The sequence below is a fragment of the Gaetbulibacter sp. M235 genome, from assembly GCF_043876835.1.
GTDB lineage: Bacteria > Bacteroidota > Bacteroidia > Flavobacteriales > Flavobacteriaceae > Yeosuana.
In genome coordinates this window covers 231,387-244,442 of the sequence record NZ_JBAWJZ010000003.1, presented here as the reverse complement: position 1 = coordinate 244,442, position 13,056 = coordinate 231,387, and the positions used below count along the sequence as shown (strand labels likewise).

Genomic DNA, 13,056 nt, shown 5'->3' with positions numbered 1-13,056 from the left:
CCATTATCTTTAATTGATAGTGGTTTTTTTAATTACAGCATTATTAAAAATATAGTATCTTTCTACTTTAAATCAAACCATTAAAAAATTTCATGAAGCAATCCATTGTTCTACTCCTACTTTTAGTTCAATATAGCCTATTTTCTCAAGAAAAAACTTTTTTTGAAAGACCACCTCTTTTTCCAAATTGTGAAGAAGTTGCTATAGATTCTCAACAGCATTGTTTTGACCAAAAAGTTTTTCAACTAATTTTTGAAAATTTTAAAGTTCCACAGAAAGTTGTTGACGATAATTACAAAGGGAACATTATTGTCCTGTTTGAAGTAGATACTACCGGCTTGTTTAAAGTGATTTATGTAGATGCCATGTATGATGAATTGAAAACTGAAGCTAGAAGTGTGTTTTCAAAGTTTCCAAAAATAAAGCCAGGAACTTATAACGGAAATTCAACCTACAAACAATACTCTATTGAAATTAAAATTCCGTTAGAATTTCGAGACACCAAAACAAATGATTTAAAAAAGGAATCTGAAATTTCTAAGTTAGAGATTGAAGCAAAATCAGAATTTGATAAAGTCAATAATTCCCTAGTTGCTTTTGAAGATAAAACCTACTCAAGTCAGTTAAACATTCCGTTTACACATTTTGATTATTCAAAGTTTGACAGAAACATGAATTTGGTTGGAACCAATAGCCATACAGCTTCAAAGCCATTTTTATATGAAGATGTTTCAAGTTATTATGACTTCAAAACAGAAATTGAGAAGTTAAAAAAAGAAACAATTACATGGGCAGGTAAAAAACTTTGGAATGAACATTTAGTGCAATTACAAGGTAAAGATTATTGGTTTACCATAGATCCAATTTTTGATTTAGAAGTTGGAAAAGATTTTGATGCTGATTTCAATACTACTTATAATAATACCAGAGGAATTTTAATTCGTGGAGGATTTGGAAAAAACTTTAATTTCTACACCTCGGTTTTTGAAAGTCAGGGTCGTTTTGCACAATACATTAATGACTATGCTGAAAGTTTAAAAGCGTATGGACCAGATCCTGCTATAATTCCTGGACGTGGAATCGCAAAACGTTTTAAAACGGATTCTTACGATTATCCAGTTGCTGAAGCTTATTTGTCATATTCGCCAGCAAAATTTATTAATATTCAGTTTGGACATGGTAAAAATTTTATTGGTGATGGGTATCGGTCATTGTTTTTAAGTGATGTAGCAAGTCCACACCCATTTTTAAAATTGAACACCAAATTTTGGAAAATTAAATACACCAATACTTGGATGTGGTTAAAAGATGTAAGGCCAGAAGCTACTGTTGATGCTGCTTTTTTAACCAAATTTATGGCAAATCATTATTTAAGTTGGAATGTGTCTAAACGTTTGAATATTGGATTGTTTGAATCTGTGATATGGACAAATACAAACGACAGAGGTTTTGATGTTAATTATTTAAACCCAATAATTTTTTACAGAGCAATTGAGTTTGAAACGGGTCAAGGTGCTGGAAACGCTATTGTGGGTGCTTCTGGGAAGTACAAAGTGAATGATAATGTTAATATTTATAGCCAATTTATTTTAGACGAATTTTCACTAAGCGATGTTAAAGCAGGAGAAAAAAGTTGGAAAAACAAATTTGGGTATCAATTAGGTGTGAAATACTTTAATGCGTTTAAAGTAGATAATTTATTGTTGCAATTTGAATATAATAGAGTAAGACCTTACACCTATTCACACAATACTATTGTGTTAAATTATGGACACAATAACCAATCTATGGGCCATCTTTGGGGCTCAAATTTTAGTGAAGCTATTATTATTGGACGATACTATTTTAAGCGTTGGTTTGGAGATGCTAAATTAATTTTTGGAGTAAGAGGATTTGATTATAATGATGGAACAGATAACTTTAGTTATGGTAGCGACATCTACAGAAATTATAACGACAGGCCTTTTGATTCCGGTGTTGAGATAGGCCAAGGCAATAAAACCAATTCGTTTTACGCCAATTTACAAACAGGATATGTCATCAATCCTGCATCTAATTTGAAACTATTTGCAGATATCACCTTTAGAAATTTTAATCCAGACGTTGAAACCACTTCAACATTTAAAACTAATACCGTTTGGTTTAATATTGGATTAAGAACAGATTTATTTAATTGGTATTTTGATTTTTAGAGTTATTGCTTCAAACTTTTATAAAACGTTCTGCGTATTTTTTCACTATTTATAAAAGCCCAACTATACCCTAAATCATCATAAGTTTTTGTAATGTTTGAATTATTAGCAACTTCATCTTCAGTTTTGCCTAATTCAATTTCAGCTAATACGTTAGTTTTCAAATCTTCAAGCATACTTAAGAAAAATTGATATTGTTTTTTGTTTCCAAGTTTTCCATGACCTGGAATTATTTTGGTATCATCATCAATTAATATCAATGCTTTTTTTACGGCCTCTATGTAACCATTAACACTACCTCCAGAGTCTAAATCAATATATGGATATAGTTCATTGAAAAAAGTATCACCTGTATGAAGTACATTGCTTTCAGGAAAATACAATAAAGCATCACCATCTGTATGGGCATTGTCAACATGAAATACAAGCACATCTTCTCCATTGATATGAATGTGAAGTTTATCATTAAATGTAATTATGGGCAATGCTTCTTTTGGTGTCTCTGGGGTTGATTCACTTAAACGTTTATAAACATTGTCTTGTGCGATAATTTTCACCCCTTGTTTAGCTAAATTTTCATTACCTCCAGTATGGTCACCATGCCAATGGGTATTAATTAAAAATTGAATAGGTTTATCACTTAAGGTTTTAATGGCGTCTAATATTTTAGGGGTTAACCTGGCATATTGATCATCAATCATAAAAATGGCTTTGTCACCTACACAAACACCAATATTACCGCCTTGACCTGTCAGCATATAAACATTATTTGATAACTGTTGTGTTTCAATAACAACTTCAGGAGTTTCTTGGGCATAATTTGCAAATGCAAAGAATAACATATATAAAAAACAAATAGATTTACAGGTTTTCATATTTTGAATATTGAAAAATTATAGGTTTTAAAATTACAAAATCTTTTGTTGTGGTTTGACATCCATAAATTTAGTAATAAATAGTATTGCTAAAATTCATTAATAAAGTATCTTTGCACACGCAAATATAAGCCATCAATTAAATAACATATTGAATAAGATAAATTCTCTAAAGACTCATACTTTAATATCTGATTTTAAAGAAATTACCAAAATGCGATTAGCATTAAGTGTGGTTTTTTCTTCCCTTGCAGGATATTTACTTGGAGTTGACACGATTGATTTTAAAACATTGGTTTTATTAGCCTTTGGGGGCTATTTTATGGTAGGTGCTTCAAATGCTTTTAATCAAATTATTGAAAAAGACTTGGATGCTTTAATGGATCGCACTAAAGACAGACCTGTTCCAGCTGGACGCATGTCTGTAAATTCGGCCTTTATTATTGCCTCAATTTTCACTTTATTAGGGATAATTATACTTTATACCATTAACAAACAAACAGCAATGTTTGGAGCAATTTCCATTTTTATATACACAAGTGTTTATACGCCATTAAAAACAAAAACACCATTGTCAGTTTTTGTTGGAGCCATTCCAGGAGCTATACCCTTTATGTTAGGTTGGGTCGCTGCAACTAATGATTTTGGTATTGAACCAGGGACTTTGTTTGCTTTGCAATTTTTTTGGCAGTTCCCACATTTTTGGTCTATTGGGTGGTTTTTATTTGAAGATTATAAAAAAGGAGGATTCTTTATGCTTCCAACAGGGAAACAAGATAAAGGAACTGCAGTACAAGTAATTATGTATACTATTTGGACCGTCTTGATTTCTATAATTCCAGTATTTGGTTTTACAGGAAAATTACATTTGTCAATTGTTTCTGCTTGTATTGTATTTGTGCTTGGATTAGGGATGTTGTTTTACGCTATTCAGTTATTTAAAAAAATGACAACAAAGGCAGCCAAACAACTCATGTTAGCAAGTGTTTCCTATATAACTCTTGTTCAAATTGTATATGTTATTGATAAATTTATTAGATAGCCATGGATTTAACACAAGGTACCACAGAAGAAAAAAATAAAAGAGCAAAAAAAATGATGCTTTGGTTTGCCATCATTTCACTTATTATGTCTTTTGCGGCATGGACAAGTGCTTTTATAGTTAGTAGTTCTAGACCAGATTGGTTAAAAGATTTTAAATTACCCAATGCTTTTATAATTAGTACGGTAATAATTATTTTAAGTAGTTTATCATTTATTCTAGCCAAAAAAACCTTAAAAGCAAACAATAAAAAAGCAACAACTTTTTGGTTGTTAATCACACTAATTTTAGGAATTGTTTTCATTTATAATCAATTTGTGGGATTTAAGCAGATTATTGATTTAGGATATAATTTCACTGGTCCAACAAGTAATGTTACCATGTCTTACATTTATTTAATAGCTATGGTACATATTTTACACGTTGTTGTGGGGTTAGTTTGCTTACTAGTAGTAATTTATAATCATTTTAAACAAAAGTATAATTCAATGAATATGTTAGGGTTTGAATTAGCTTCAACATTTTGGCATTTTATTGATATACTTTGGATTTATCTCTTTTTGTTTTTATATTTTGTGAGATAAATTATTACAGTGGCTTTTCATAAATCTTTTTATTAAATTCACTTTTTTTATCTGTTTTTTGAATTTTAGACGTGTATATTTCTCTAGATAAATAAAATGATTATTTTTGTGCAACTTTTATTAAACAACCAATATATATGAGTACTACAGTTGTAACTACTGGAACAGAAGGTAAAACTTGGGGAGGAGGCAATGAGCCTTTAAAAGCAAGTTACGGTAAAATGATGATGTGGTTTTTCATTGTTTCAGATGCTTTAACCTTTTCCGGATTTTTAGCGGCCTATGGATTTTCACGTTTTAAGTTTATAGAAACTTGGCCAATTGCCGATGAAGTATTTACACACGTGCCTTTTTTACATGGGCAAAATTTACCTATGATTTATGTGGCATTTATGACATTTGTCTTAATTATGTCATCAGTAACAATGGTATTAGCTGTTGATGCTGGTCATCATTTAAATAAAGCCAAAGTGACCTTATATATGTTTTTAACCATTATTGGCGGTTTAATATTCGTTGGATCACAGGCATGGGAATGGTCAACTTTTATTAAAGGCGACTATGGTGCTATTCAAACAAAAGGTGGAAATATTTTACAGTTTGTTAATACTGAAGGACACCGTGTAGCTTTAAGAGACTTTGTTGTTGTTGGTGAAAATGAAAGAGCTGCTCATGAACGTAAAAATGGATTATGGTTTGTAAGTGAAGGAACTTTGCCAACTTATACGGTTGAAGAAGTTATCCATGGATTAGAATCCCATCCTAATGTTTTAGTTAGAACTCAAGATATAAATGAGCATGGCCATAAAACGGTGCTTTCAAGGGAAGAATCATTAAAACAAATTAAAGCAAATGGTAAGCATGTCGTTGAAGGAGCTAATTTACATGTCAACGAATATGGGTCACCGTTATTTGCAGACTTTTTCTTTTTTATAACAGGTTTCCATGGTTTCCACGTATTTTCTGGTGTAATTATCAATATCATTATCTTCTTTAATGTTATTTTAGGAACTTACGAAAAGCGTAAAAGCTATGAAATGGTTGAAAAAGTTGGGTTATATTGGCACTTTGTAGACTTAGTTTGGGTATTCGTATTTACATTCTTCTACCTAGTTTAATTGAATTAATATTATTACAAAAATGGCACACGCACATAAATTAGAAATATTAAGAGGTTTAATAAAATTTAAATCTAATACTCAAAAAATTTGGGGTGTTTTAATTTTACTTAGTATCATTACTTCTGTTGAAGTTGCATTAGGTATAGAAAAGCCTGAAATTTTAATGGGTCATATTTTAGGAATGAAAGTTTTAAACTGGATTTTCATCATCCTAACCATAGCAAAAGCATATTATATTACTTGGGACTTTATGCACATGAGAGATGAAACGTCAAGCTTAAGACGCATGGTAGTTTGGACTGCAATTTTCTTGATTTTATATTTAGTCTTTATTTTGTTGCAAGAAGGAGGATATATTCAAGATGTTTATTCTTCAGGATTCCTTAAAAGAGATTTTTAAAAGAACAAACAGATAATACTGTGTTAAAAGATATATGAAAGGTGGTTTATTAGACCACCTTTTTTTATTTTTGCAATTCAATAATTTAAGCATATTTAAGTGGATTTTAAAAAAGCTAAGCGCTATGTGGTTTTAGGAATATTATTCTTTCTTCCTGTAACTTTTTTGTTGTTTTTGTATCCTGCAACACATAATTACACACCACTTGATATTGTTAATGATTCGGTTTCAGATTTAGAAGCGTTTAATTCTGATGACGGAGAAAAAATTCTTCTTAAGAATCATATTACTGTTCTAGGTTTTTTAGGCGAAAATCCTATGGATAATGTTATAGCTGCATCAAATTTAAAAGAATTGGTGTATGATAAATTTAAAGGATTTAAAAAGTTTCAAATAGTAATAGTCGTTCCTAAAGGAACTCAAGAAGCAGTTAAAAAGCTCACAAAGGAAATTAACTCTTATGAAGATATTAGGTTTTGGCATTTTGTGTATGGCGAACCTGAAGCTATTCAGGAGGTTTATAATAGTTTAAAGAGCAATTCAAATCTTAATTCAAATCTAGCCACTAATTCTGTTTTTATAATTGATAAAGATTTAAGTCAACGTGGACGAATAGATGACAGAACTGATAACGAAATAGTAAAGAACAAACCCGTTTATGGTTTAAATTCTTATGACTGTATTGAAGTAGCTGTAATAAAAAATAAGATGAGCGAGGACATGCGTATTTTATTTACAGAATACAGACAAAAAAGAAAAGGTAATTTTGATTCTACAACAAGAAGAGCAAACGATTTAAAAGAACATCATGAAGAAAACTAATTATTCATACATAGGAATTTCATTCATCATTTTAGTCTTTGGAATTTATTTTATTCCAAAAATTATTGATAGAATCACTAACAATGATACTGTAAGAAATGATGGTGGAACAAAGATTAATACAAATGTTTCTAAAAAAGCAAATTCAGATTTAGCGTTTATAGAAATTAATGGCGAGCCTAAAAAAGTACCAGCTTTTAGTTTTGTAAATCAAAATGGGAAAATTATAACAAACAAAGATTATAATGGTAAAGTGTATGTTATTGAGTTCTTTTTTACAACATGCCCAACTATTTGCCCAAGGATGAATGCCAATTTGATTCAAATACAAAATTCATTCACAGAATATAAAAATTTTGGAGTGGCTTCATTTACCATAAATCCAGATCATGATACGGTTGAAGTTTTAAAAGCATATGCAGATAGTTATGGTGTTACAAATCCTAATTGGAATTTAATGACTGGTGACCAAGAAACCATATATAAGTTGGCAAATGAAGGATTTAATTTATACACAGCAAAAGACGCCTCAGTAGCAGGAGGTTTTGAGCATTCTGGAAATTTTGCCTTGATTGATAAAAATGGATTCATTCGTTCGCGAGTAGTGAATGGAAATCCTATTATTTTCTATAATGGAATGATTTCACAAACCGAGAAAGTAGATGATGAAGGTATGTCTGAAGAAATAACAATATTAAAAGAAGATATTACTAAACTTTTGAATGAATAAATGGGAGAAGCCAATATACAAGCCGAAAAAAAATATAATACTTGGATAGTTATTTTATCTGTTATTATTCCAATTGTAGTTGCTATACTTTTTGGAGTTAATTTACGTGAAATGGGTTTTGATGTAAAACCATTAACTTTTTTACCGCCTATTTATGCATCTATTAATGCGGTAACAGCACTAGTTTTGGTCTTGGCTTTTATTGCTATTCAAAACAAAAAGATTGGGATTCATAAGAGGTTAATGCAGTTTGCAATTCTTTTATCTTTAACTTTTTTGGTGATGTATGTGGCATATCATATGACAAGTGATTCCACAAAATATGGAGGCGATGGAATTATAAAATATGTTTATTATTTTATTTTGCTTACACATGTTTTAATGTCTATTGTGGTTATCCCTTTTGTGCTTATCACTTATGTAAGAGCAATTACCAATAATATTGAAAGGCATAAAAAAATAGCTAAAATCACATTTCCTTTATGGCTTTATGTAGCCGTAACTGGTGTGGTAGTTTATATCATGATTTCTCCGTATTATGTTTAAAAACAAAGGATTTTTCATATTATTTTTATTGTTGATTATATCAATTCCTGCAGATGCACAATGCGCTATGTGTCGTGCTGTTCTTGAAACTGAAGACGGTCAAGGAGTGGCAGCTGGAATCAATAATGGAATAGTTTATTTAATGGCCATTCCATATATACTTATTGCTGGTATTGGTTTTATTATTTACAAGAAATTCTTCAGTAGTAAAAAGCAGTAAAAAAACAATTTTTGCTGTAACATTTCCTCTTTTAAATAGTCTTACTTAGTGTACAGAATTTAGACTCTTAACAATTTCTTATGATATTAAAGGAATTGTTTTAGCTAATTTTATCACAATAACCATCATCTTATGATTCAAATAAAGGATTTACACAAATCTTACCAAATGGGGAATAATTCCCTTCATGTTTTAAAGGGAATTAATTTTAATGTTAAGGAAGGAGAAATGGTTTCTATTATGGGCTCTTCAGGCTCAGGAAAATCTACTTTATTAAATATTTTAGGAATTCTTGATGAGGCTGACTCAGGTTCGTACGTTTTGGACGGAGTTTCAATTAAGAACCTAAATGAAAAAGTAGCAGCAAATTACAGAAACAAATTTTTAGGGTTCATTTTTCAATCATTCAACCTTATCAATTATAAATCGGCTTTAGATAATGTGGCAATGCCATTATATTATCAAGGTGTGAAACGTAAAGAGCGCATAGAAAAAGCAGAATATTATCTTGAAAAAGTAGGTCTTTCTGCTTGGTCACACCATTTGCCAAATGAGTTGTCGGGTGGTCAAAAACAAAGAGTGGCTATTGCAAGAGCTTTGGCCAGCAACCCAAAAGTGTTATTGGCAGATGAACCTACAGGAGCATTAGATTCTAAAACTTCCCAAGAAGTTATGGAGTTAATTCAAGGGATTAATGACGAAGGAAAAACCATTTTAATGGTAACCCATGAGCATGATATTGCTCAAATGACCAAACGAATTGTGCATATTAAAGACGGACTAATTATTGATGATAATCCTGTAGAACAAGTAAGAGCTTCATTATATGTTTGATATTGAGCGCTGGCAAGAAATTTTTGAAACCTTAAGAAAGAATAAACTAAGAACTTTTTTAACAGGGCTTTCGGTAGCATCTGGTATTTTCATATTAGTTATTTTACTAGGCTTTAGTAAAGGTATTGAAAACGGAGTAACCTCGCAGTTTCAAAGAGATGCCACTAACTTAATAACTGTTTGGACAGGTAATACTACTAAAGGTTATAAAGGATTAAACCCCGGCAGATATATTCAACTTAAAAATGAAGATTATAATACCGTATCCAGAAAGTACGATGACTATATAGATTATAAAAGCTCGTTATACTCAATTTGGGGAGGAACCATATCTTATAAAAATGAAACTGGAAATTATCAAATAAGAGGCGTCACGCCAGATCATCAATTTATTGAGAATGCAGATATTGGTAGCGGAAGATTTATAAATCAATCTGATTATGATGAGTATAAAAAAGTAGCTGTTATAGGAAATAAACTTAAAAAGGATTTATTTAAAGATGAAGATCCAATAGATAAAAACATCTCCATTTATGGAATGAATTTTAAAGTTATAGGAGTTTTTTATGACCCAGGTGGAGAACGGGAAGAAAGTCAAGCTTATATACCAGTTAGTACAGCTCAAAAAGTATTCAATGCTGGAGATAATATTAGAAACATGCTCTTTACCATAAAAATGGCCGATAATTTTGAAGAAGCTGTTGAACTATCAAAAAATATTTCTCAAAATATTGAGGCCGATTTAAAGCAGATGCATACTGTAGCTCCCGATGATACCAGTGCAGTCCGTGTTTTTAATACTCTTGAGGAAGCAAAAAAAATATATTCATTAATTGGTACCATTCAGGCCGTGTTTTGGTTTGTAGGTATAGGAACCATCATTGCCGGCATTGTTGGTGTGGGCAATATTATGCTGATAATTGTAAAAGAGCGCACCAAAGAAATAGGAATTCGAAAAGCACTTGGAGCTTTACCAATGTCAATAGTTGGAATGATACTTCAAGAAGCAGTTTTTGTAACCATGTTTGCAGGATTATTTGGCCTTATTTTTGGGTTAGGATTACTTGAAATAATTGGGCCACAAATACAAAGTGATTTTATAAAATACCCTCAAGTTAATTTTAATATAGCTTTAACAACTGTATTTTTATTAGTGTTAGCGGGAGCTTTAGCAGGGTTTTTTCCAGCGTATAGAGCAGCAAAAATAAAACCAATAATAGCCTTAAGAGACGAATAATATGTTTAGTAGAGATCGTTGGGATGAAATTTTGGAGGCTCTAAATTCTAATAAATTTAGAACCTTACTAACAGCTTTTGGTGTTTTTTGGGGAATTACAATTTTGGTATTATTGCTGGCACTTACCAATGGACTTAAAAATGGTGTTATGGCAGATTTTGGAGATTTTGCTACCAACTCCATGTTTATGTGGACACAAGGAACATCAAAACCATATAAAGGATTGCCTAAAGGGAGAAGTTTTAATTATAAACTAGATGATGTAGAAGCCATAAAATCTGAAATCCCAAATCTTAAATATGTGTCACCTAGAAATCAACTTGGGGGGTTTATGGGTAGTAATAATGTTATTAGAGGCACTAAAACGGGAGCATTTGAAATCTATGGCGATTATCCCGAATTTATAAATCAACAACCTTTAGATATTTTACAAGGACGTTTTATAAGCTATTCAGACATAAACGATAAAAGGAAAGTTTGTGTTATTGGAACAGATGTTATTAAAGGGCTTTATGATAAAGATGAAGAAGTATTAGGTACATATATAAAAGTTAATGGTGTTAACTTCATGGTTGTTGGCTCTTTTAAAATGAGTAATAGTCAAGGAGATAACCAACGAGATGCAAACACAATATATATGCCGTTTACAACCTTTGGGCAAGCATTTAATAGAGGTGATAATGTGGGTTGGATGGCATTAACAGCTGTTGATGATGTTCCCATAACGTCAATTAAACAACAGATTTTTGATTTAATGAAATTCAGACATAAAATAGATCCAACCGATGAAAGAGCCATTGGTAATTTTGATCTGTCAGAACAATTTGAAAGAGTAAATGGATTATTTACAATTCTTTCAATTGTAGGCTATTTTGTTGGAGCATTGGTATTGATGTCTGGAATAATTGGCATCAGTAATATTATGCTTATTGTAGTAAAAGAACGTACCAAAGAAATTGGAATTAGACGTGCTTTGGGTGCTACTCCGTGGGTTGTTAAATCACAAATTTTGCAGGAAAGTTTAATTTTAACCATACTTGCTGGTATGGTAGGAATCTCTTTTTCGGCTGTAATTATTTGGGCCTTAAATTACTTGCTTGATATGAATGGTCCGGTAGAAAATTTTGCAAACCCAAGTGTAAGCATGGGAGTTGTATTCACGGCGCTTATCATATTAGTAGTTTCTGGGTTATTAGCTGGATTAATACCAGCAAACAGTGCTACAAAAATGAAACCTGTTGATGCATTAAGAATTGAATAAAATATAATTAACAAATAACAATGAAAAGAACTAGAACCGTCATCGTATTAACCACTATAGTAGTTTTATTTGCTTCTGCACTTTTTTATCTATGGAAAAAAAATCAAGAAGATCCTATAAAATACACGTCAGAACTTCCTTCTGAACAAACAATTGTAGTAAAAACAGTTGCAACAGGAAGTATCGTTCCGAAAGAGGAAATATTAATTAAACCGAACATTTCTGGAGTTATTGAAGAGGTATATATAGAAGCTGGTGAATATATAAAGTCTGGAGATTTAATTGCAAAAATCAGAGTCATTCCAAACGTATCATCACTTACCAGTGCGAAAAACAGTATTGCAACAAATCAAACGGCTTTAGAAACAGCCCAAATTAATTTAAAAACACAACAATCAAACTACGATCGTCAAAAAGCATTGTTTGAAAAAGGAATTATTTCAGCCAATGATTTCGAAGGTATCAATAATTCATATTTGCAAACCAGGCAAAGTGTTGAGCAGGCAAAAATTAATTTAATGTCTGCAAGACAGAATTATGATATCATTAAAACAGGTACAACAAGCGGTTTAGGTAATATTGCACAAACACTGGTAAGAGCAACCATTTCGGGTATGGTGTTAGACGTTCCGGTTAAAGAAGGAAATCAGGTTATTGAAGCTAACAACTTTAATGAAGGAACTTCAATTGCTTCCTTGGCAGATATTAATAAAATGATTTTTGAAGGAAAAGTTGATGAAAGTGAAGTTGGTAAAATCAAAGAAGGATTGCCTTTAGAAATTACCATTGGTGCTATTGAAAACAAAAAATTTGATGCTGTTTTAGATTATATAGCTCCTAAAGGAGTCGCTGAGAATGGTGCCATTCAATTTGAAATAAAAGGAAGTTTAAAATCTATTGACTCAACATTCATTCGAGCAGGATTAAGTGCCAATGCTTCAATTATTCTTGATAAGGCGGAAAAAGTTTTAGCTATTAGAGAGGCTTTAGTACAATACGATTCTGAAACTAAAAAGCCTTTTGTTGAGGTAGAGGTTGGCGATCAAAAATTTGAGAGAAAAGACCTTGAATTGGGTATAAGTGATGGTATCTTTGTAGAAATAAAAGGTGGTGTTACAAAGTCTGATAAGATAAAAGTTTGGAATCAAATTCAAGGTGTTCCTAGTTATGCACAAAATAATTAATTTATCTG

The 13,056-nt window shown here is 31.2% G+C and carries 14 protein-coding genes; 13 read left to right on the top strand and 1 reads right to left on the bottom strand.

The genetic code is table 11. The annotated features are described in order from the left end of the window. Nucleotides 1-92: 92 nt before the first annotated feature. On the top strand, nt 93-2,192 hold the full coding sequence (locus V8G69_RS06370) for a gliding motility protein RemB (protein ID WP_394880992.1): 2,100 nt from the start codon (nt 93-95) through the stop codon (nt 2,190-2,192). A gap of 2 nt (nt 2,193-2,194) precedes the next feature. Here the strand turns inward: V8G69_RS06370 and V8G69_RS06365 are convergent, their stop codons facing one another. Then, a complete protein-coding gene (locus V8G69_RS06365; RefSeq protein ID WP_394880991.1) occupies nt 2,195-3,067 on the bottom strand; it encodes an MBL fold metallo-hydrolase in 873 nt (290 codons plus the stop codon). A 148-nt stretch (nt 3,068-3,215) separates the two neighbouring features. On the opposite strand from V8G69_RS06365, the gene cyoE reads away from it, so the two are divergent. From cyoE to V8G69_RS06305, 12 genes are all read left to right on the top strand, one after another. After that, nucleotides 3,216-4,109: a heme o synthase gene (gene cyoE, locus V8G69_RS06360; RefSeq protein WP_394881195.1), complete on the top strand. Its 894-nt coding sequence runs from the start codon at nt 3,216-3,218 to the stop codon at nt 4,107-4,109. Nucleotides 4,110-4,111: 2 nt separating this feature from the next. Further along, nucleotides 4,112-4,693 carry a heme-copper oxidase subunit III gene (locus tag V8G69_RS06355; protein ID WP_394880990.1) on the top strand — a complete coding sequence of 194 codons (582 nt, stop codon included), beginning with the start codon at nt 4,112-4,114 and terminating at the stop codon, nt 4,691-4,693. Nucleotides 4,694-4,830: 137 nt separating this feature from the next. Then, nucleotides 4,831-5,811 (top strand): cytochrome c oxidase subunit 3, encoded by a 981-nt coding sequence (locus V8G69_RS06350; RefSeq protein ID WP_394880989.1) that lies wholly within the window; start codon nt 4,831-4,833, stop codon nt 5,809-5,811. Nucleotides 5,812-5,833: 22 nt separating this feature from the next. Next, nucleotides 5,834-6,214, top strand: a complete 381-nt coding sequence (locus V8G69_RS06345) for a cytochrome C oxidase subunit IV family protein (RefSeq protein ID WP_394880988.1) — start codon at nt 5,834-5,836, stop codon at nt 6,212-6,214. A 99-nt stretch (nt 6,215-6,313) separates the two neighbouring features. Next, complete coding sequence (locus V8G69_RS06340; RefSeq protein WP_394880987.1) at nt 6,314-7,036, top strand: hypothetical protein; 723 nt, start codon at nt 6,314-6,316, stop codon at nt 7,034-7,036. Further along, nucleotides 7,023-7,766, top strand: coding sequence for an SCO family protein (locus V8G69_RS06335; protein WP_394880986.1), 744 nt, complete (start codon nt 7,023-7,025; stop codon nt 7,764-7,766). The genes V8G69_RS06340 and V8G69_RS06335 overlap by 14 nt, the downstream gene beginning before the upstream one ends. Then, entirely contained in the window at nt 7,767-8,312 is a 546-nt protein-coding gene (locus tag V8G69_RS06330; protein WP_394880985.1) for a DUF420 domain-containing protein, read from the top strand. Next, nucleotides 8,305-8,532, top strand: a complete 228-nt coding sequence (locus V8G69_RS06325) for a hypothetical protein (protein WP_394880984.1) — start codon at nt 8,305-8,307, stop codon at nt 8,530-8,532. Before V8G69_RS06330 ends, V8G69_RS06325 begins: the two co-directional genes overlap by 8 nt. Nucleotides 8,533-8,664: 132 nt before the next feature. Beyond that, a complete protein-coding gene (locus V8G69_RS06320; RefSeq protein WP_394880983.1) occupies nt 8,665-9,366 on the top strand; it encodes an ABC transporter ATP-binding protein in 702 nt (233 codons plus the stop codon). Next, a complete protein-coding gene (locus tag V8G69_RS06315; protein ID WP_394880982.1) occupies nt 9,359-10,603 on the top strand; it encodes an ABC transporter permease in 1,245 nt (414 codons plus the stop codon). The genes V8G69_RS06320 and V8G69_RS06315 overlap by 8 nt, the downstream gene beginning before the upstream one ends. Before the next feature lies 1 nt (nt 10,604). Beyond that, the gene (locus tag V8G69_RS06310) at nt 10,605-11,864 is read left to right on the top strand and encodes an ABC transporter permease (protein WP_394880981.1); all 1,260 of its coding nucleotides are present in this window, start codon (nt 10,605-10,607) and stop codon (nt 11,862-11,864) included. A gap of 20 nt (nt 11,865-11,884) precedes the next feature. Then, entirely contained in the window at nt 11,885-13,048 is a 1,164-nt protein-coding gene (locus V8G69_RS06305) for an efflux RND transporter periplasmic adaptor subunit (RefSeq protein ID WP_394880979.1), read from the top strand. Nucleotides 13,049-13,056: the final 8 nt, after the last annotated feature.

What these genes read in the sequence shown, in the direction of transcription:
- V8G69_RS06370 (WP_394880992.1), top strand. Translation starts at nt 93, where the DNA reads ATGAAGCAATCCATTGTTCTACTCCTACTTTTAGTTCAATATAGCCTA.
- V8G69_RS06365 (WP_394880991.1), bottom strand. Translation starts at nt 3,067, where the DNA reads ATGAAAACCTGTAAATCTATTTGTTTTTTATATATGTTATTCTTTGCA.
- V8G69_RS06355 (WP_394880990.1), top strand. Translation starts at nt 4,112, where the DNA reads ATGGATTTAACACAAGGTACCACAGAAGAAAAAAATAAAAGAGCAAAA.
- V8G69_RS06350 (WP_394880989.1), top strand. Translation starts at nt 4,831, where the DNA reads ATGAGTACTACAGTTGTAACTACTGGAACAGAAGGTAAAACTTGGGGA.
- V8G69_RS06345 (WP_394880988.1), top strand. Translation starts at nt 5,834, where the DNA reads ATGGCACACGCACATAAATTAGAAATATTAAGAGGTTTAATAAAATTT.
- V8G69_RS06335 (WP_394880986.1), top strand. Translation starts at nt 7,023, where the DNA reads ATGAAGAAAACTAATTATTCATACATAGGAATTTCATTCATCATTTTA.
- V8G69_RS06330 (WP_394880985.1), top strand. Translation starts at nt 7,767, where the DNA reads ATGGGAGAAGCCAATATACAAGCCGAAAAAAAATATAATACTTGGATA.
- V8G69_RS06325 (WP_394880984.1), top strand. Translation starts at nt 8,305, where the DNA reads ATGTTTAAAAACAAAGGATTTTTCATATTATTTTTATTGTTGATTATA.
- V8G69_RS06320 (WP_394880983.1), top strand. Translation starts at nt 8,665, where the DNA reads ATGATTCAAATAAAGGATTTACACAAATCTTACCAAATGGGGAATAAT.
- V8G69_RS06315 (WP_394880982.1), top strand. Translation starts at nt 9,359, where the DNA reads ATGTTTGATATTGAGCGCTGGCAAGAAATTTTTGAAACCTTAAGAAAG.
- V8G69_RS06310 (WP_394880981.1), top strand. Translation starts at nt 10,605, where the DNA reads ATGTTTAGTAGAGATCGTTGGGATGAAATTTTGGAGGCTCTAAATTCT.
- V8G69_RS06305 (WP_394880979.1), top strand. Translation starts at nt 11,885, where the DNA reads ATGAAAAGAACTAGAACCGTCATCGTATTAACCACTATAGTAGTTTTA.